The sequence below is a fragment of the Leptothrix cholodnii SP-6 genome (assembly GCF_000019785.1).
Classification (GTDB): Bacteria; Pseudomonadota; Gammaproteobacteria; order Burkholderiales; family Burkholderiaceae_C; genus Sphaerotilus; species Sphaerotilus cholodnii.
The window spans coordinates 3432647-3451150 of the sequence record NC_010524.1 but is presented as its reverse complement, the minus strand read 5'-3'; the positions used below and the strand labels follow the sequence as shown (position 1 = coordinate 3451150).

Annotated in this window: 21 protein-coding genes; 5 read left to right on the top strand and 16 right to left on the bottom strand. The window is 70.1% G+C overall.

What is annotated here, in order from left to right; genetic code table 11:
- Positions 1-28: 28 nt before the first annotated feature.
- Genes LCHO_RS15590 through arsB form a run of 4 tightly spaced genes read left to right on the top strand, consistent with a single transcriptional unit; the run spans position 29 to position 2516 of the window.
- Positions 29-355, top strand: coding sequence for an ArsR/SmtB family transcription factor (locus LCHO_RS15590; protein WP_012348132.1), 327 nt, complete (start codon positions 29-31; stop codon positions 353-355).
- A gap of 13 nt (positions 356-368) precedes the next feature.
- Entirely contained in the window at positions 369-890 is a 522-nt protein-coding gene (locus tag LCHO_RS15585) for an ArsI/CadI family heavy metal resistance metalloenzyme (protein WP_012348131.1), read from the top strand.
- A gap of 17 nt (positions 891-907) precedes the next feature.
- A complete protein-coding gene (locus LCHO_RS15580) occupies positions 908-1414 on the top strand; it encodes an arsenate reductase ArsC (RefSeq protein ID WP_012348130.1) in 507 nt (168 codons plus the stop codon).
- A gap of 22 nt (positions 1415-1436) precedes the next feature.
- Positions 1437-2516, top strand: a complete 1080-nt coding sequence (arsB, locus tag LCHO_RS15575) for an ACR3 family arsenite efflux transporter (protein WP_043704382.1) — start codon at positions 1437-1439, stop codon at positions 2514-2516.
- A gap of 25 nt (positions 2517-2541) precedes the next feature.
- Here the strand turns inward: arsB and LCHO_RS15570 are convergent, their stop codons facing one another.
- The 5 genes from LCHO_RS15570 to LCHO_RS15550 are packed head-to-tail and all read right to left on the bottom strand — an operon-like array spanning position 2542 to position 6439.
- On the bottom strand, positions 2542-3045 hold the full coding sequence (locus tag LCHO_RS15570) for a thioredoxin domain-containing protein (RefSeq protein ID WP_150105494.1): 504 nt from the start codon (positions 3043-3045) through the stop codon (positions 2542-2544).
- A 17-nt stretch (positions 3046-3062) separates the two neighbouring features.
- On the bottom strand, positions 3063-3926 hold the full coding sequence (locus tag LCHO_RS15565; RefSeq protein WP_012348127.1) for a quinoprotein dehydrogenase-associated SoxYZ-like carrier: 864 nt from the start codon (positions 3924-3926) through the stop codon (positions 3063-3065).
- Positions 3916-4947 carry an MBL fold metallo-hydrolase gene (locus tag LCHO_RS15560; protein WP_050757383.1) on the bottom strand — a complete coding sequence of 344 codons (1032 nt, stop codon included), beginning with the start codon at positions 4945-4947 and terminating at the stop codon, positions 3916-3918. Before LCHO_RS15560 ends, LCHO_RS15565 begins: the two co-directional genes overlap by 11 nt.
- 26 nt (positions 4948-4973) lie before the next feature.
- Positions 4974-5510: an SRPBCC family protein gene (locus LCHO_RS15555; RefSeq protein WP_012348125.1), complete on the bottom strand. Its 537-nt coding sequence runs from the start codon at positions 5508-5510 to the stop codon at positions 4974-4976.
- A complete protein-coding gene (locus LCHO_RS15550; RefSeq protein WP_012348124.1) occupies positions 5507-6439 on the bottom strand; it encodes a YVTN family beta-propeller repeat protein in 933 nt (310 codons plus the stop codon). The genes LCHO_RS15555 and LCHO_RS15550 overlap by 4 nt, the downstream gene beginning before the upstream one ends.
- Before the next feature lie 183 nt (positions 6440-6622).
- Here LCHO_RS15550 and LCHO_RS15545 point away from each other — a divergent pair, with 183 nt between their 5' ends.
- Positions 6623-7192: a DUF3280 domain-containing protein gene (locus tag LCHO_RS15545; RefSeq protein ID WP_012348123.1), complete on the top strand. Its 570-nt coding sequence runs from the start codon at positions 6623-6625 to the stop codon at positions 7190-7192.
- 11 nt (positions 7193-7203) lie between these two features.
- Here the strand turns inward: LCHO_RS15545 and LCHO_RS15540 are convergent, their stop codons facing one another.
- The 11 genes from LCHO_RS15540 to LCHO_RS24145 all read right to left on the bottom strand — a co-directional run bounded on the left by LCHO_RS15540 (position 7204) and on the right by LCHO_RS24145 (position 18464).
- Complete coding sequence (locus LCHO_RS15540; protein ID WP_012348122.1) at positions 7204-8037, bottom strand: quinoprotein dehydrogenase-associated SoxYZ-like carrier; 834 nt, start codon at positions 8035-8037, stop codon at positions 7204-7206.
- Positions 8038-8081: 44 nt separating this feature from the next.
- Complete coding sequence (locus LCHO_RS15535) at positions 8082-8447, bottom strand: hypothetical protein (RefSeq protein ID WP_012348121.1); 366 nt, start codon at positions 8445-8447, stop codon at positions 8082-8084.
- A 16-nt stretch (positions 8448-8463) separates the two neighbouring features.
- Entirely contained in the window at positions 8464-9195 is a 732-nt protein-coding gene (locus tag LCHO_RS15530; protein WP_012348120.1) for a hypothetical protein, read from the bottom strand.
- Positions 9196-9211: 16 nt separating this feature from the next.
- Positions 9212-10093 (bottom strand): quinoprotein dehydrogenase-associated putative ABC transporter substrate-binding protein, encoded by an 882-nt coding sequence (locus LCHO_RS15525; RefSeq protein WP_012348119.1) that lies wholly within the window; start codon positions 10091-10093, stop codon positions 9212-9214.
- Positions 10090-10446, bottom strand: coding sequence for a c-type cytochrome (locus LCHO_RS15520; RefSeq protein WP_083772755.1), 357 nt, complete (start codon positions 10444-10446; stop codon positions 10090-10092). The genes LCHO_RS15525 and LCHO_RS15520 overlap by 4 nt, the downstream gene beginning before the upstream one ends.
- 171 nt (positions 10447-10617) lie before the next feature.
- The gene (gene xoxF / locus LCHO_RS15515) at positions 10618-12438 is read right to left on the bottom strand and encodes a PQQ-dependent ethylene glycol dehydrogenase XoxF (protein ID WP_012348117.1); all 1821 of its coding nucleotides are present in this window, start codon (positions 12436-12438) and stop codon (positions 10618-10620) included.
- A gap of 449 nt (positions 12439-12887) precedes the next feature.
- Positions 12888-13337 (bottom strand): hypothetical protein, encoded by a 450-nt coding sequence (locus LCHO_RS15510; protein WP_012348116.1) that lies wholly within the window; start codon positions 13335-13337, stop codon positions 12888-12890.
- Positions 13334-14227: a type II secretion system protein gene (locus tag LCHO_RS15505; RefSeq protein ID WP_012348115.1), complete on the bottom strand. Its 894-nt coding sequence runs from the start codon at positions 14225-14227 to the stop codon at positions 13334-13336. Before LCHO_RS15505 ends, LCHO_RS15510 begins: the two co-directional genes overlap by 4 nt.
- Complete coding sequence (locus tag LCHO_RS15500; protein ID WP_012348114.1) at positions 14217-14690, bottom strand: prepilin-type N-terminal cleavage/methylation domain-containing protein; 474 nt, start codon at positions 14688-14690, stop codon at positions 14217-14219. Before LCHO_RS15500 ends, LCHO_RS15505 begins: the two co-directional genes overlap by 11 nt.
- Positions 14680-15153 carry a pilus assembly FimT family protein gene (locus tag LCHO_RS15495; protein WP_012348113.1) on the bottom strand — a complete coding sequence of 158 codons (474 nt, stop codon included), beginning with the start codon at positions 15151-15153 and terminating at the stop codon, positions 14680-14682. Before LCHO_RS15495 ends, LCHO_RS15500 begins: the two co-directional genes overlap by 11 nt.
- Positions 15153-18464, bottom strand: coding sequence for a LamG domain-containing protein (locus tag LCHO_RS24145; protein WP_262925502.1), 3312 nt, complete (start codon positions 18462-18464; stop codon positions 15153-15155). The genes LCHO_RS15495 and LCHO_RS24145 overlap by 1 nt, the downstream gene beginning before the upstream one ends.
- Between the last annotated feature and the right edge of the window lie 40 nt (positions 18465-18504).

Below are 18504 nucleotides of genomic sequence, written 5' to 3'. Positions count from 1 at the left end.
ATCGCCATGATTCCAACAAAATGGAAGCATGGAAGAAAAAGCTGCCATCGCCTCTCTCGCTGCCTTGGCCCAGGGCATGCGCCTGCGCATCTTTCGTGCGCTGGTGGGCGCTGCGCCGCAAGGCATGACGCCGGGCGAGTTGTCCGCCACCCTGGGCGTGCCCGGCTCCACGCTGTCGTTCCACCTGAAGGAACTGATGCATGCCGGCCTCGTGTCGCAGGAGCGTGATGGCCGCAACCTGATCTACCGGCCGTCCATCGCGCAGATGAACGATCTGCTGGCCTACCTCACCGCCCACTGCTGCCAGGGCTCGGCCTGCGAGGTCACGAGCACGCCCGGCTGCACCACCTGTTGATCGGAGACCCACCATGAAGCGCTTTCACGTCCATCTGCATGTCGACGACCTGGCCACCAGCGTCGGCTTCTACTCCAAGCTTTTCGCGGCCGAACCGGCCCGGCTCGAGGGCGACTACGCCAAGTGGATGCTCGAAGATCCGCCGGTCAACTTCGCGATCTCGACCCGGGGTTCGAAACCGGGCATCGACCACCTCGGCATCCAGACCGACGATCCCGCCGAGCTGGCCGCCCTGAAAGCGCGCGCCGAGGCGGCCGACATGGCCCTGCTCGACGAGGGTGAGACGACCTGCTGCTACGCCCGCAGCGAAAAGCACTGGATCACCGACCCGCAGGGCATCGCCTGGGAGCATTTCCATACGCTGGGCAACATCCCGGTGTTCAACGAAGCCGCTGCCCCGGCCGCTGCCGCATCGGCTTGCTGTGCACCGACCGACGCTGCCGCCGCAAGCAGCGAACCCGCCGCCTGCTGCGCGCCCACGCCGCGTGGCAAGCCCATCGGCATTGCGGTCAAGTCGGCCAATTCGTGCTGCTGAGCCCGTGCTGCTGAGCCATGACCACACACGTTCTCATCCTCTGCACCCACAACTCGGCGCGCAGCGTGCTGTCCGAGGGCATGCTCAATCATTGGGCCGCCAAGCTGGGCCTTGACGTGCAAGCCCACAGTGCGGGCAGTGCGCCGAGTGGCCGCATCAATGCGTTCGCACTCGAAGCGCTCCAGCGTGCCGGCATCGATACCCGCGCCTACCGCAGCAAGAGCTGGGACGAGTTCAGCACCGACGGCGCGCCGCCGCTGTCGATCGTCATCACCGTGTGCGACAGCGCGGCCGCAGAGAGCTGCCCGGTGTTCTTCGGCGGCAGCGCGGGCCAGCCGGTCAAGGTGCATTGGGGCTACCCCGACCCGTCCAACGCCGAAGGCGGTGACGAGGGCAAGCGCCGCGCCTTCGAGCTGACGCGCCAGGCGATCGGCTACCGGATGCTGCAACTGCTGGCCTTGCCGCTGGCGACGATGGACCGCGCCGCACTGCAGGCCGCCCTGGTCGAGATCGGCCGCAGCTGATCGCCGCGGAGCAAGAACATTCATGAACACCACTGTCTTTTCTGCCCCTTCCACAGCGCCCGCGCCCGCGCCGATGAGCGTGTTCGAGCGCTACCTCACCGTCTGGGTGTTCCTGTGCATCGTCGCCGGCATCGCCCTCGGCCAGATGCTGCCGGGCCCGGTGCAGGCGATCGGCCGCATGGAAGTCGCCCGGGTCAACCTGCCGGTCGGCCTGCTGATCTGGGTGATGATCATCCCGATGCTGCTCAAGGTCGACTTCGGCGCGCTGCACCAGGTCAAGCAGCACTGGCGCGGCATCGGCGTGACGCTGTTCGTCAACTGGGCGGTCAAGCCGTTCTCGATGGCGCTGCTGGGCTGGCTGTTCATCCGCCACGTGTTCGCGCCCTACCTGCCGGCTGACCAGGCCGACAGCTACATCGCCGGCCTGATCCTGCTGGCGGCGGCGCCGTGCACGGCGATGGTGTTCGTGTGGAGCCGGCTGACCGGCGGCCACCCGCTGTTCACGCTGTCGCAGGTGGCGCTCAACGACACGATCATGGTGTTCGCGTTCGCGCCGATCGTGGCGCTGCTGCTGGGGCTGTCGTCGATCGTGGTGCCGTGGGACACGCTGATCACGTCGGTGGTGCTGTACATCGTGATCCCGGTCGTGATCGCGCAGCTGTGGCGCAAGCAGTTGCTGCGGCGCGGGCAGGCGGCGTTCGACGCCGCGCTGGCCAGGATCGGCCCTTGGTCGATCACCGCGCTGCTGGCCACGCTGGTGCTGCTGTTCGCTTTCCAGGGCAAGGCGATCATCGACCAGCCGCTGGTGATCGCGATGCTGGCGGTGCCGATCCTGATCCAGGTGTTCTTCAACTCGGGCCTGGCCTACTGGCTCAACCGCCGGCTGGGCGAATCGCACAGCGTGGCCTGCCCGTCGGCCCTGATCGGCGCGAGCAACTTCTTCGAGCTGGCGGTGGCGGCGGCGATCAGCCTGTTCGGCTTCGAATCCGGCGCCGCTCTGGCCACCGTGGTCGGCGTGCTGATCGAGGTGCCGGTGATGCTGCTGGTGGTCAAGTGGGTGAACCAGAGCAAGGGCTGGTACGAGGCCGGCCGCTGCGCCTGAGCAAACCCCTCGCGGTCGCCGCGATTCACTCCTCCAGCCGCAGGATCTCCAACTGCTCGGCCACGGTCTGGAAGGTGCCGGTGCCCGCCGGCATCTGCATCAGCGGCTTGCCGTCGGGCTCGAGCAGCCACACGCTGGGATAGACCAGCAGCCGAGCCCGCTGGTCGCCGATGGCGCGCTGGAAGTCGGCGTAGGGCAGGCGGTGCGCCTCGGTGCGCAGGATCAGCTGGCGCTCGGTCACGCTCAGCTGGCTGCGCAGGTCGACCACCAGATACTTGGCCGCGAAATGCGGCACCAGCTCGGTGGCGTTGGCCGCCAGAAAGGCCTCGTACTTGCGGCAGTACGCGCAGTCGCTGGCACCCAGGTAGACGTACAGCCACTTGCCCTCGCTGCGGGCGCGCTGCTGGGCGGCGCGCAGGTCGAATTCATGCGTCTTGCCGTCGACCAGCGGCTGGATCACGATCGGTGCGTAGGGCGCCGGCAAGGCCGCGTGCGCCGTGCTCAGCAGCCCGACGAGGCCGATCAGCACGAGGAATCTTCTGCCGATCACGCCGCCGCCCACGGGTCGAGCGTGCCGCGAAAGCGCTGTTCTTTTGTGTCCTCGACCTCTGCGGTCAGCAGCGCGTGCTGATCGGCGCGTGGCACGAAGTTGAAGCGCCAGCTCGGGTTCTCGCTGATCGAAAAATCGGTGTCGGCCTCGAACAGCAGCGCCTCGCCCAGCCGCACGCGGATGCTGCGCACGAAGTGCGGCGGGATGAACATCACCGTGACCTGGTTGAGCTCGAAGCCGGTGTCGTTGGGGTGCACCACGCTCAGCTCGACCGGCGTGGGCGCGCCGGGGTGCAGGCCGGCGGGCAGGCGCATCGTGGTGCGGCCGATCAGGTGCAGGGCCTCGCGGTTGGGCGGTGCGCTGCAGCCGCCCGAGACCTTGACGTAGCGCGAATCCATGTGCAGCGTGCCGTCGCTCAGCTCGCTGACCACGCGCACGTGGCTGTATTCGTCGACCCGCAGCCGGGTCTCGAAATCGGCCTGGCCGAGCGCTGTGCCGAGCGTCAGCGTGGCGGCGATCGGCGAGGGGTTCTTGTCGACCAGCAGCGTCATGCGGCGCACCTGGCGCTCGGGTGTCTGCGCGATCCTGGAGACGATCTTGACCGGCACCGAGGCGCCGTAGGCCGCGCGCAGCGGCACGATGATCTGCACCTGGCTGGCGGCGCCGGCGGCGATCGGCCGCTCGCCGAACAGCTTGCCGCGCAGCAGCTCCCACTGCGGCGAGCTGTCGGCGTGGCCGACGTTGCTCGGCAGCCCGCCGATCGCGGCGTGGCTGCCACCGGGCAGCCAGGCGCCGATCAGCGCGGCGCTGCCGCCCCATGCCGCTACAAGCAGGCGGCGACGGTCGGGGTCATGTGCCATGTCGGGCGTCCTTCAACATCAGTGCGCGCTCCTGGCGCAGGAACACGATCGAGGCGTTGCGCCGGTGCGTGCTGTCGTAACGCTGCCAATGCGCAAACGCGGGCAGGTCGACCGCATCGGCGACCTCGCTCAAGGCGGTGCCGGCCTGCAGCAATGCGGCGGTGCGCTGTTCGAGCTGGCGCAGGTAGCTGTCGACCGACGCGACCAGGCCGGCGCCTGCGACGGGGCCGTGGCCGGGCACGATGCGGCGCAGCGGCAGCCGCGCCAGCGCGGCGAGCGCGGCATGCCAGCCGGCGAGGTCGGCGTCCTGCACGTCGGGGATGGTGTCGGCATCGAGCAGCGCGCCGGCAAACAGCGTGGCGCTGCTGTCGTCGAACACGGCGCTGTCGCCCGGGCTGGCGGCGATTGCCGCGGGCGCGAGCAGGCGCAGCGGGCGGCCGATGTCGGGCAGCGCGCGTGCGGCGTCGGCGGCGGTGAAGGTGATGTCGGCGCGCGGCACGCGGGAGCCGGCCATCTCGTCGGCGCCGAGCACGCGTTGCAGCGTCTTCAGGCAACCCTCGCAGCGCGCGGCCATCAGGCGGGCGGCGTCGTGGTGCATCAGCACTGGCACGCCGGCGGCCTGGAAGGCGCTGGCGCCGAAGATGAACTCCTGCATCGCGTGTGTCAGCAGCACGCCGCGCAGCGGCAGCGCGGTGCTGCGCGTGATGGCCGCCAGCAGCGCCTGGCCGTCGCGGTGCGAGCCGCCGCTGTTGATCGCCAGCACGCCGCTCGCGCCGACGATGAAACCGGCGTTGCCGGTGCGGCCGAGCGTGTCGGGGCCGATCTCGCCACGCAGGCCGTGCTGCAGGTAGACGCCGGGGGCGATCTGCTCGATCCGGCGGGTGCCGGCTGGTGCAAAGCCAGACACGCCGCTCGGTGGGACGGGCAGACCGCCCGATTCATGCGCGGCGGTCGGCGCTGCGCAGCCCGCCCACAGGCTGGCCACGCCGACGCCCGCAAAGGCGCCGAGCGCGCGCAGCATGTGTCGACGCCCGCCGTCGTCCATCGCTACTTGCCTTCGACCAGCGATTTCAGGTTCGCCAGCCCGCTCTGGTAGACGCCGGTGACGGCCTTGACCGCGGCCTCGTCGTTCTGGTCCGGCGGCGGGTCGTTGTTGGGGTAGCCGCGGTAGAAGGCGCCGCGCCACTCGACGCTGGCCTTGCCGGCGGCCTCGCTGACGCGGATCGTCGAGCTGTAGTTGGTGACCGGCAGCGCGCCGCCGTTCTTGGCGCGGTAGCTGTAGAGCCTCTGCGCGGCGTCGTGGCGTTCGAGCGATTCGACCAGCTCGCCGCCGCCCTTGAGCTTGACGATCCGCACCGAGCCGACCTCGTTGCCCTTGTCGGCCGCGCTCTCGGCCACCGCCGGGTGCCAGTTCTTGAGCGCGTCGAAATCCTGGATGCGGGCCCAGACGGTGGCGGCGGGGGCGTCGATGGTGATGCTCTCGGTCACCTTCTGGCGGGTCGGGCCGTGGGCCTGGCCGGCCAGCGGCACGGTCAGCAGCGCCAGCAGCATCAGGAGGTGGCGATGAAAGGGGCGTCGGGTCATTCGTCAGGGCTCCGTGGGTGGGGTGGGGGTGTGCCGATGAAGGCGCCGAAACCGCGCGGGTTGCGGCCGGTGGCGAGCGTGGCCAGCAGCCGGCCGCTGGCGGCGTCAAGCACGCTCAGCTGGTCGTCCATCCAGTTGACGACGTAGACCCGCTCGCCGCTGGCCGCGATGCCTTCGGGGTAGCCGAAACCGCCCAGCGTGCGCAGCGGTTTCAGGCTCTGGGCATCGAACACGCTGACGCTGTCGTCGTGCTGGTTGGTGACGTAGAGCAGCCGTGCGCCATCGGCCAGCACGGCGCCGTACGGGGCGCGACCGGTCGGCAGCGTGGCGATCACCTGGCGGCTGCGGGTATCGATCACCGAGACGCTGTCGCTCTGCACGTTGAGCGCGTAGAGCCGCTCGCGCGCGCTGTCGAGCAGCAGCGCGAACGGGTGGCTGCCCACCGCCACGCGTGCCACCACCTGCGCGCGGGCGACGTCGATCAGGGCGACGCGGTCGTCGTCGCGTTCGGCCACCCAGGCCGCGCTGCCGTCGGGCAAGGCCGCCACGCCGGCCGGGGCCGGGCCCAGCGGCACGTGGGCGATCTGGCGGCGCGTGCTGGCATCGAACACCCGCAGCGCAGCGCCGTACCAGTCGACCACGAACAGCCGCCGGCCATCGGCGCTGGCATCCAGCCCGACGGCACCCTGGCCGGCCGCGAAGGTGTCGACCACCTGCTGGCTGCGCATGTCGATCACCGAGATGCTATTGCCCGCCGCGTTGGCCACGAACACCTCGCCGCGCGCGCTGGCTGCCACCACGCCGGCCGGCGATTGACCCACCGGTACGCGGGCGATGGTGCGCGGGTCGGCCAGGTCGATCACGCTGACGTCGTGGCTGCCCTGGTTGGTGACGTAGGCAAACGGTGCGGCCGCAGCGGGCTGGCTCATGGCCTGAGCCAGCAGCAGGGCGATCGCGGCGCAGGCCCGATGAACACGAACAAGGCGGCTTGGGGCGGTCGGCCTCGGTGCTTTCCAGAAGGCCGCTTTGCAGCCGCCTCGGTGGCCGTCATCATGCGTGGCCAGTTCCGCTGCCCGCGCGTTCGCAGGCCCACTCGAAAGCACCGCATCGCCATGACCATCGACCGCATCGAGACCCCGGCCCTGTTGACCCGCCGCCGCTGCCTGCTGGCGGCGGCCGGGGCCTGTGTCGTCAGCAGCCGCGCCGTGCAGGCGCAGGCCGAGGTGCCGACGCTGGCCTTCCTCGGCTTCGAGCTGATCGATGACCAGCCCGATCCGGCCCGCCTGCCGGCGCTGCAGGCGCGCCTGGCGATGATCGATCGGCAGATGGCGCAGGGGCTCGACGAACGCGGACTTTACCGCGTGCTGGCGCTGGCGCCGGCGCAGGCCGCGATCGAACATGCGCGTGCCGAGAACCAGTACCTGCACCGCTGCAACGGCTGCCTGGCGGGCGTGGGCGATGCGCTGGGCACGCAGCGGGTGGGGGTGGGCTGGGTGCAGCGCGTCAGCAACCTGATCCTCAACATCAACCTGGGCGTCTGGCAGGTGCGCGAGGACCGCCTGGTGCTGACCAAGTCGGTCGACATCCGCGGTGACAACGATGAATCCTGGCGCCGCGGCGTGGCCTACATGCTGCGCGACATGGTCGAGCGGCGCGCCCGCCAGCCGCGCTACGGCATCTGATCCCGACAGGTTCACCGCAGGTCCTTCAGCGCGGTGCTGCCGCTGAAACGGCGCTGCCGGGTGTCGGTCACTTCGGCGCGCAGCGGCGCGTCGCCCCGTGGCGTGAATCGGAACCGCAGCGTCGGGTTCTCGCTCAGCGCGAAGTCGACATCGGCGTTCAGCAGCAGCCGCTCGCCTTGCCAGATCTGCACCGTGCGCACGTAATGCGCCGGCGTGAACATGCGGGTGAGCTGGTCCATCGCCATGCCCGAATGGTTCGGGTGGTTGACCATCCACTGCACCGTCAGCGGCTGGCCGTCGACGACCGGATCACCGGCGCGAAACAGCATGCGGCCCATCGCGGCCTGCAGCGCCGCCTCGTCGCCGCCGGGTGGTGCCGAGCAGCCGCCCGAGGCCTTGACGAAGCGCGTGGCCATCAGCAGCCGGCCGTCGGCGGTTTCTGCGATGGCACGCACGAAGGTGTATTCGTCGACCCGGGCGCGGGTCTCGATGTCGGGCAGCGCGCCGTCGGCTGGCAGGTCGATGTGGGCGGCGATCGGCGAGGGGTTGTTGTCGATGACCAGCGTCAGGCGCCGCACCGCCGTGGGCTCGCCGGGTGCGATCGGGCTGCGCATCGAGATCGGCACGAAGGCCGGGTCGCTGGCCCGGCCCGGTGCGCCCAGCACCAGCTGCGCGGCGCTGGCATTGGCGATGGGCCGCGTGCCGAACAAGGAGGCCCGCACCTGCTGCCAGCGCGGGCTGGCTTCGGGGTTGTCACCGGCGGGCAGCTGGGCCCGCGCCGCTGCGGCCAGGCCGATCAGCGTGGCCGGCAGGGCGCGGCGGGTCGGGTGCCAGGGTGAAGGCATGGTGCGCTGCGGCGGGCGTCGTGGCAGGCGGTGCGGCGGGCCGCTCAGGGCGTCACGAAGCAGGCCTTCTTGACCTTGCTCTGCAGCCCACGGTAGCGCTTGATCTGGTCCTGCAGCATCTCGACATCGCGGATGCTGTTGCCGCGTTCGCCGCCGATGCTGTTGGCATTGAAGGCGGTCGACATCGTCAGGTAGTCGTCGAAGCTCACTTCGGCGGCCAGCTTGTCGAGCGCGCAGCCGCACTTGTTGACCATCTCGTAGTGCGGGCCGGGGTGGTTGCGCATGCACTCCTGCACGTAGAGCACGCGGTCGGTGGTCGGGAAGTCGTTGACCCGCGCACCGGCCGGGCCGGCAGCGGCGAGCAGGGCCGCGCCCAGGGCCATGAGCGTCATCGAGGTCGGCATCGTCATGGGGATGAACTCCGTTTCAGGATGAGGGTGACGCGGCAGGCGGTGCGGCGGGCATCTCGGCGCCGTCGAGCAGCAGCTCCTCGTCGATCAGCGCTGCGGCGCTGCCGTCGGCTTGCGCGGTGCTGCGGATCGACACCACGCTGCCGGGCACGGCGTCCGACAGCACGAACACGTAGCGCTTGCCCGCCAGCTGCGCGAAGCGGGCGCGGTTGGGGTCGGTGCGGTAGGGTTCGATCGTGATCGCCTGGGCGTCGATCGCCCGGCCGCGATACGTCAGTTTCAGGTCGGTGATGCTGGCGCCGTCGTAGAGCGCCATGCGGATGCGCTTGCGGAAGTGGTTGGCCGCGCCCTTGGTGCGGCGCTGCATCGCGCGGATGTCGTGTTCGAGGTAGTACACGATCACCGGGTTGCTCTCGGCCTGCTCGATCTCGGCGAGCTGGAGCCGGCGGGCGCCGTTCAGGAACTCGCTGCTGGCCTTGCAGCATCGGCCATCGGTCTGGCGCTCCAGCCGGACGCCGACGCTGTCCTCGAACGCTTCTTCGAGCGTGCCGGTCTTGCGGAAACGGTAGGTCAGCGTCGTCGGCGGCCGGATGGCGCCCAGCTGCGGGCTCATCAGCAGCAGGCGCTCGGCCGGCGAGAAGTCCTGCTTGCCGTCCTGCGCCTGGGCGCGGCCGGGCAGGGCGGTGAGCGTGGCGGCGATCAGGCCGAGGCCCGCAGCGAGCCGGCGGGCAGTGACACTGTGTTTCATGGTCGTGGCGCGACGCTCATTTCTTCGCGGCGGTGGCGCCGTCGCCGACCAGCGGCACCCGGTACTCGGCCAGGATGTCGCGGATCGCGGCGCCCTGGCTGTCGATCAGCTGCTCGACCTGCTGTTTCCATTCGCGCTCGCCGTAGCGCACGCCCATCGCCATCTCGTACTCGAAACGCACGCCCGGCTCGGACTTCATCGGCACCACCTTCAGCTCGACCGAGGTGACACGCTTGGCAAAGAAGCCGGCGATCGGGCCCCAGACGATGGCGACGTCGACCTTGCCCGAGACCAGCTCCTTCTCGAGCAGCTCGCCGGGGTATTGCGCCGGGTCGGGATTCATCATCGCGTACGGCACGCCCTGATCGACCAGGTCGTGCCGGCGCAGCCATTCGGTGGCGGGCGAGCGGTCGTGCAGGCCGATGCGCAGGGCCTTCAGGCGCTGCGGGCCGAGTGCCAGGAAATCGGCCACCGACTCGACGCCGTCGAGCCCCTTGCCCTTCGGATAGACCAGCGCGTAGGTCGAGCGGTACACCGGCTTGGTGACGGAGACCTGATCGAAGCCGACCGGCACGCCCATCACGATGTCGCACGGATAGTCGTCGCCCGGCAGCTTGAAGCGCAGCGTGTTGCGGATGAAACCGAGCCGCGCCGGAAACGAGTAGTAGGTGACGGGCAGGCCCAGCGCCTGGCCGAACAGCTCGGCCAGGCGGTTCTCCAGGCCCTCGCCGGCGAGGTTGGAGAACGGCAGGTTGTTGGGGTCCTGGCAGACCTTCAGGGCCTTGCGCGCGGGGGCGTCCTGCGCCTGCGCGACGGGCGCGCTGCAGGCCAGGGCAGCCAGCAGCGCAGCGGCGGCGAGCCGTGCCGGGCGAGGCGTGTGACGCGGGGTGGGATTCATTTGGCTTCTTCGACCTTGGCGCGGGTGATCGCCCCGTCGGAGCGGCCCTTGAGGTAGGCGTAGAGGTGGTCCATGTTGTCCATCACCTGCTGGCTGGTGCCGAAGCTCTGCATGCCTTTTTCGAGCCGGCCGTCGCGCACGGTCTTGACGAACTCTTCCTTGGTCAGGGTCTTCAGGCTGTTGACCAGCGAGGGGCCGACCATGCCCTCCTGGTTGGCGCCGTGGCAGCGGTCGCAGGCGGCCGCGCGCCAGGTGCGGAAACCCTTCATCGTGTTGGCATCGACCTTGTAGCCATCCGTCACGGTGTACACAGGCTCGTCGGCCATCGCGGCGCCGGTGGTCAGAGTCAGCATCAAGGCCAGGGCGGCGTATCTCTTCACGTCGGATGTCTCCAGGTCAGGGGGTGACCCGACCCGGGCCGGCCACGGGAGACCGGGCCGTCCGGGTCGGTGCGGGGGCGGCGTCGATGTGCATCCTCTGCATTCAACGCGCGCCCCCGGTCCTTCGGGGGAAAGGGATTTCCCTCAGTTCGGCAGCGCGAACACGGTCAGCGAACCGCCCAGCTCGGTGTACTGGTTGAGTTCCTTGTAGCCGCCCACGGCACCCAGGCCGTCGGTGTCCTTCTCCAGGCCTGCGGCCATGCCGATGCCGGCCCAGCCACCGATGCCCGAGAACACGCCCATGTACTGCTTGCCCTTGTGCTCGTAGGTGAACACGTTGCCGATGATCCCGGACGGGGTCTTGAACTTAAACAGTTCCTTGTTGATGTCCTTGGCATCGACGCACTTCAGGTAGCCCTCCAGCGTGCCGTAGCAGCTCAGGCCGCCCGCGGTGTTGAGCGAGCCGCTCCACACCGAGAACTTCTCGGCCTTGCTCTGCACGATCTTGCCGGTGCCGGCGTTCCAGGTGATGTAGTTGCCCATGCCGCCATGGCTGCCCGGCGCGGGGTACATCGACAAGGTGGCGCCCACGTACGGCTGGCCGGCGGTGTACTCGACCTTGAACGGCTCGTAGTCCATGCAGACGTGGTTGGTCGGCACGTAGAACAGGCCGGTGTTGGGGTCGAACGAGGCCGGTTGCTGGTCCTTCGAGCCCAGCGCGGCCGGGCAGATGCCCTTGGTGTTGACGTCGGGCCCGTTCTGCGCGGTGGAGTACTGCTTGACCACCTGCGGCCGCCCGGACTTCATGTCCACGTGCGTGGCCCAGTTGACCTTCGGGTCGTACTTCTCGGCCACCAGCAGCGCGCCGGTCACGCGGTCGAGCGTGTAGCCGAAGCCGTTGCGGTCGAAGTGCACCAGCGCCTTGGTCATCTTGCCCTTGACGGGGATGTCGGCCAGGATCATCTCGTTGATGCCGTCGAAGTCCCACTCGTCGAACGGCGTCATCTGGTAGACCCAGTTGACCTTGCCGGTATCCACGTCACGCGACCAGATCGACATCGACCACTTGTTGTCGCCCGGGCGCTGCGCCGGGTTCCAGGTCGACGGGTTGCCGGTGCCGTAGTAGACCGCGTTGGTCGCCTTGTCGTAGCTGTACCAGCCCCAGGTGGTGCCGCCGCCGATCTTCCACTGGTCGCCCTGCCAGGTCTTGAGCGACGAGTCCTTGCCCACCGGCTTGACCGCACCGTCCATCCAGGTGGTGGTCTTGTCGGGGTCGATCAGCATCTCGCTGTCGGGGCCGACGCTGTAGCCCTTCCAGACCTGCCGGCCGGTGTTGATGTCGTAGGCCGCCAGGAAGCCGCGCACGCCCCACTCACCGCCCGAGATGCCGGTGATGACCTTGTCCTTGAAGACGTGGGGCGCGTTGGTGTTGACCGCGCCGAGCTTGGGGTCGCCGTTCTTGACGGTCCAGACCACCTTGCCGCTCTTGGCGTCGAGCGCGACCAGGTTCGAGTCGGCCTGCTGCAGGAAGACCTTGCCCTCGGCATAGGCCAGGCCGCGGTTGACGGTGTCGCAGCACATCTGCGGGATCACTGCCGGATCCTGCTTGGGCTCGTACTTCCAGAGGATCTTCTGGGTGTCGATGTCGATCGCGAAGACCTTGTTCGGGAACGGCGAGTGCAGATACATCGTCCCGTCGATCACCAGCGGCGAGCCTTCGTGACCGCGCAGCACGCCGGTCGAGAAGGTCCAGGCGACCTGCATCTTGCCGACGTTGCCCTTGTTGATCTGCTTGAGCTTGCTGTAGCGCTGGTTGAACATGTCGCCAGCCTGCATCGCCCAGTTCTTCGGGTTGCTGATGTTCTTCTCGACATCGGCGTTGGCCATCGACAGCGTCGGCAGGCCCAGCAGGGCGATGCACGCACTGCCGAGCAGCCAATTGCTCCTTGCACCGGATGCTTTCATGGATGTGTCTCCTTGCTCACGGGTGGTCTTGTCTGACGTGGGGACGTGAGCTCGCCGGCAACCACCGGAACCCGGCGACCTTCTCGTCGTGAGCAATTCCGCAACTCCCGTGCCTGTCTTGACGCCTCGAACCGGGCCCGCCACCGGCGCCCGAACCGGGTCTGCCCCGGTTCTCGGTGGATACCCTGAAAGAACGCCCTGCACGGGCGGCACATGGGCGGCCAGGGTGCGTTCGATCAAGTGCCGGGCCTGCGCTGTCGATCCGGCGCTGCCGCGAACCTAGGGAAAGTCCGTGGGGCAGCGCGGCTCAGGGCGAGAGTTGCTGCGGCGCAGCAACCTGCCCGGGGCCGCGACGGCAGGCCGACTGCGCCGTGGCCGTCCTCAGATTCGGAGCAAAGTGTTGCACCGGGCGGGGTGGGTGACAGTGACTCGGCGTGACGTCACGGCCGTCACTGCGTCACCTGCACCTGGCGGCGCCGCTCGACGTAGCCGGGTGTCACGGCCATGGCGTCGTCCGGGCAGGTGCTGCTGTTGCAGGCCACCGCGTCGAGGGTGATCAGGCGCAGGGTGGCGGGCACGCCGGGGCTGGACTCGCCCTCGTTGTAGACCTGCGAGCTGCAGCGCACGGTCACGCGCATGCCGGTGTCGGCGCGCAGGTCGAGGGTCTGGCTCTGGTTGCTGCAGGTGCTCCAGCTGCCCTTGAGCGCCTGGTAGAGGCCCCACTCGGTGCCCGCGCGCGCAGCCTGCCCGGCGCGTGCGCCGAGGACGTCCTGCGCCAGCGTCACCTGCGCCGTGCCGCCGATGCGCACGATCGCCGCGGCCAGCGCAGCCAGTGCGACCAGCACCACCAGCACCGCGATGCTGCCCAGGCCCGATTGCGAACCGCACGGCCGGTTCATGGCGCGTTGTCCACATGCGCGCCGAAGGCGAGCGTGGTCTGCTCGCCGGCGCGCGCCAGCACCAGCTGCAGCCAGACGAAGCCGTTCTGCTGCGTCGCACCCTGGTTGGGGTCGTGCACGAACTGGCAGCTCAGCACATGGCTGGCCAGCACGTGGCCGGTGGCGGCCGAAGGGCAGCTCGCCGGATAGCCGGCGTTGTAGCCGTAGCCCATCAGCCGCACCAGCGTGCCGCGGCCGTTGCCCTGCGCGTCGGTGCTGCCGTCGGCGCCGCTGCAGACGTAGAACACCGGCCCCTGGGCGGCCGGCACGATGACGAAGCGGCCGCCGTCGTAGCCGCTCGGGAACTGCGTGCTGGCGATGCCGATGCGGTGCCGGCCGTAGCGCGCGTCGGGCGTGCTCACCTGCGTGATGGTGGCGCGGTTGCTGCCGCCGTAGACCTGCTCGGGCGTCTGGTTGCCGATCACCACCGCGTCGCCGACGGCCGGCGTGGCGGCCAGCGGCGTCAGCACGTCGAACAGCGTGACGGGCTGGGTGGTGTCGAGCGGGGCCGAGCAGTCGGCGCCCGGTGTGCAGCCCGGCCCGCTGTCGTTGACGGTGTCGGGCTCCATGCGGTAGCGCCCGCCGCTCGCGGTGGGCAGCAGCTCGAAGCACTGGCTGTTGGGGATGCGGATCGAGTTCGGCACCGCCACCCGCAGGTCGCGCACCATGCGGCGCAGCGCGGTGTCCGCCTGGGCGACCAGATCGGCGCGCGAGCGGGTGGCCAGGTAGCTGTCGAGCGCCGGGCGCATGAACACCGTCAGCGTGGCCGCCAGCACGCCGCCGATCACGATCACCAGGATCAGCTCGACCAGCGTGAAGCCGCGCGAGCGCAGGCGCGTCTCAGGACGCATAGTCGGCCCGCCAGCCGGTCAGCACCAGCGTGTCGCTGCCACGGCGCACCGTGACGATGATCTTGCGGGTGGCGCTCACGCCTTGCAGCGTCGCCGCCTGCACGCTGATGCTGACCGCGTAGCCGGCCAGCGCGGGGATCGCCGTGCCGTCGATGCCGCAGACCGAGCCGGCGTTGTAGCCGTCGTAGTCGGCGACGTCGTTGTAGGTGTCGCGCGCGCAGGCCGCCGGGGCGGCGTTGGCGGCGGCGGCGTAGGGCTTGAGCTGGATTTCCTCCATCAGCTCCTCGGCCACCGCCAGCATCTGCTTGCGCACCGCCGCGTCGCCGGAGCCACGGGTGACGGCGCCGAAGGCCAGCAGCACGCCGGCCAGGCCGACGCCGATGACGACGATGGCCACCACCATCTCGATCAGCGTGAAGCCGCGTGGCGGCCGCTGATGGCGTCGTCGGCGCTCACTCGACATGGCCGGTCTCCCCGGTCAGCGTGATCGCGCTGGCGCCGCTCACGCCGATGCGCCAGAGCCCGGCGCTGACACCGGCGGCGTCGCTCGTCACCCGGCCCGAGGGCTGGAAGTAGAGCGTGCCGGCCGGGCTGATGCTGCTGGTGCTGGCGCTGCTGCTGGCGGCAGCGCCGCCGTCAAGGCCGGGCAGCGCGGTGCTGCAGGCCGTGGCCGGGTTGGCCGCGGCGATGGCGAGGTTGACGGCGTGGCTGCCGACGCTGGCGCAGACCAGCCGGCGGTGGCTGGCGGCACTGCTGTGCGCGTGGCGCAGCGCGGCGACGATCTGGTCGCGGTAGGTGTCGGCACGCAGGTTCAGCGCCACGTCGAACTTCGGCATCGCCACCACCGCCAGCACGCCGATGATGACCATCACCGCGATCAGCTCGGGCAGCGTGAAGCCCCGTTCGCAGCGGCGGTTGCGGCGCATCAGAACATCTCCCGCACGTGCACCGATTTGCGCGTCTCGGGCGCGGCGATGCCGAAGCTCACGCGCGCGCTCGGGTCGCTGCCCCAGCCGCTGGCGCAGCTGCCGTTGCGCGCGCGCAGCCACGGCAGGCCGGCGCCGCTGCTGGCCGGATGGCTGGCCAGGCAGCTGGTGTCGACCGCGCTGGTGCCGAGGTTGATCGCCAGGTCGATGCTGCCGGTCACGCCGGCCGGCGGCGCCGCCACGCTGATCTGGCCCAGGCCGCCGGTGAGGCTCAAGGCGCCGATGCTGCCGGCCCAGGCGCTGCGCGCGGCGCCCTTGTGGTCGAGGTACTGCACCGGCGCGATCGCCGCGGCCGGCACCACGCTGCAGCTGTCGGCGCTGTTGAGCACCCAGGCGCTGCCGCTCCAGTATTGCGTTTGCACCGGCAGGGCGAGCGCGGTTTTCTCGGAGCCGAAGGTGTTGGACACGCGCAGCCGGCCGCTGCGCAGCGGCATCGCGGGTTCGGTGGTGCCGGCGGAGCTGACGGCGTCGCTGTCGATCGCGCGCAGCGCCAGGCTGCGCGGCGCGGTGAGCTTGTCGGTGTAGCTGTAGGCGGGCGTCGTCACCGTGGCCACGCCGGCGCGGAAGGCCGTCGCGGCCACGCCCGCGCTGGCGCCGAAGCTGCCGATGCCACCGAGCGCGGTGTCGCTGAGCGTCAGCGCCTTGGCGAAGTTGGGGCTGGTGCTCGTGCTGCCGTCGTAGTTGAGCGTGGTGCCGGGTATCGGCAGGCCGTTGCGGGCCGTCATCACCACCTTGAACGGCTGGCCGGCGTAGCTGAAGACGCCGCAGGCCGGCGTGGCGCTCAGGTCGAAGTGGTGCGGGATGAAGCGCCCGACCGCGCCGCTGCTGCCGGTGCTGCCGACGGCGCCCAGACCGCTGCCCAGGTAGTTCGTCAGGGCGGCGTTGAGGTCGATGCGGCCGACCTCGCTCCACACCAGGTTGCCGGCGTTGGCGCTGCCGTTGCTGAAGCTGCCCAGGCTGCCGGTGAAGCTGCCGTTGCTCGCGCCGCTGCCGCTCGGCTGGGCGCGGCTGTGGCTCAGGCTGACCGTGGCCGGCGTGATCTCGCGGCCGAAGTTGGGCATCACCGCACCGGCGCTGTTGAGCGCCGAGAGCGACGCGCTGAACGCCGTGCCCGCCCGGATCGGCCCGGCCGTGATGGCGCTGAAGGCCAGCGACGCGGGTGCGGCGATGAAGCTGCTGCTGCCGGCCAGCGTCAGCCCCAGGTCGTTGGTGAGGCTGCTGCCGGTGTAGCTCACGCCGAGGTCGACCTGGCCGGCGTCGGCGTATTGCAGCGGGGTGCTGGCGATGCCGGCGGCGTTGAACAGCAGGCTGAGCGTCTGGCCGCTGCCGTCGCAGGCGGCGCCCGCGTTGTTGGCCGCGTTCAAGGCCCGCCCGCCGATGCGCACCGGCCGGCTGCCGCTGGACGGGTTGGCGTAGCTGCAGCTGAACTGCAGCGCGCGGGTCAGGTTGGCAAACGCGGGCACGCAGGCGGCGCTGTTGTCGGCCTTGCGCACGGCTTGCAGGGTCAGTGTCTGGCTGCTCTCGGCCACGTGATGGCCGATGCTGGCGAGCAGGCCGCTGTCTTCGGCCGTGTAGGTGCAGGCTGGGCTGCCGAAGTCGCAGGTGGCCGCACTCGGTGCCGACGGGATCGATGCGGCCACGCCCAGGCGTGTGCTGCCGGCGCTGAGCAGTTGCACCGGCACGGTGGTGCTGCTGCTGCCGGTCGCGATCACGAAGGCCGCCGTGGCCGGCCACAGCGTGGCGGCGTGACTGCCGCTGAGCGTGCCGGCGATGCCGCCGGTGTAGGGCGTGCTGCAGCTGGCGTCCTGGCAGGCCACCACGGTCAGCGTCGACGCCATGCAGGTCAGGCCGCTGCCGCTGGCGTGGCGGATCTCGATGTGGTGCAGCGGCGGCGCGCAGTCGTGGGTCTGCACGAGGTCGAGTGCGATCTCGGCCGGGCTCAACTCGTAGTTGGAGATGCGCAGCTCGTCGATGCGGCCGTTGGCCGAACTGAGGGTGGCGTTGTTGCTGGTGAGGTTGGCGCGGCTGTCGCCGATCACCAGCGTGCCCAGCGTGGGCGAGATCACGCCGCTGGTGGTACCGGTTCGGGTGGCGGCCAGCACGCCGTTGACATACAGCCGCAGCACGCTCTGGTTGCTGCCGGCGGCCAGCCGCCAGGTGGCGGTGATGTGCACCCAGGTGCCGGCCAGGACGACCTGGGCGGGCGTGTCGGCCACCAGCGTCGCGCCGGCGCTGTCGGTGACGGCAAAACGCAGCGTGCCGCCGGAGCGGCGCACCAGGTGGAAGGACCGGTTCGACGTCAGCGTGGCGTCGAACAGCTGGCCGTCGGCCGCGCTGGCCCAGGCGGCGTTGGCGCGGTGCCAGAACGAGATCGAGCCGCCGGTGCCGAGCACGCTCGCGACGTTGAGCAGCGTGTCCACGCCCGCGCTGGTGCTGCTGGTATTGGCCGGCACGTCGAGCGCACGGCAGACCACGCCGCCGGCCACCGGGCTGGCGCTGCCCAGGCGCACGCCGCCGTAGCCGTTGCCGGTGGCGTCGGCCACCTCGCCGAGCGTGCCGCTCCAGCCGTATTCGTCGAAGCGGTATTCGGCCACCCGCGCCGCCGCGCCGCTGGGCACGAACCAGCGGATCGCGCTGCCGTTGGCGTTGTAGCCGCTGTTGTACGAGTAGAGCGTGTAGTCGCTGCCGCTCACCTGCACGCCGATGGTGGCGTTGGAGCCGGAGGCATTGGCGTTGCCGTACTGGAACTTGAACTCGCCGTTCTCGAACAGGATGATCTGGAAGGCGTAGGGCGTGCTGGTGTTGTACTGGTAGACCGCGTTCCACGACACCACCACGTAGCGGTTCGGCGCCGTGCCCTTCTGCTGCCAGGTGACGTTGCCGCTGCCGGCGCGGCTGGGGTCGAGGTCGGTCCAGTAGGCCATCAGCACGTTGCTGGTGGCGCCGCCCGCGCAGGACTTGTTCAGGCTGCCCGCGGCGGCGGCGGGCAGGTTGGTGTTGCCGTAGGTGCGGAAGAAGCCGCTGTCGGTGCCGAACTGCAGGCCGCCGTTGCTGAGCACGCGCACCGAGCTGTACTTGATGCCGGCGAAGGTGAAGGTGAAGCCGCCGGTGAAGGCGAGCGTGGCCTTGTCGTCGTCGCCGGGGTAGCTGGTGCAGGTCCGGTCCCAGGCGACGGCGTTGGTGGCGCTTTCCCAGTTGTAGCTGTCGCTGCGGTAGGTGTAGCTCGCCGCGTGAGCCAGTGTGCCGGCCAATAGCAGCCACGCAAATGCGCAAAGGCGCAACAGCCACGCC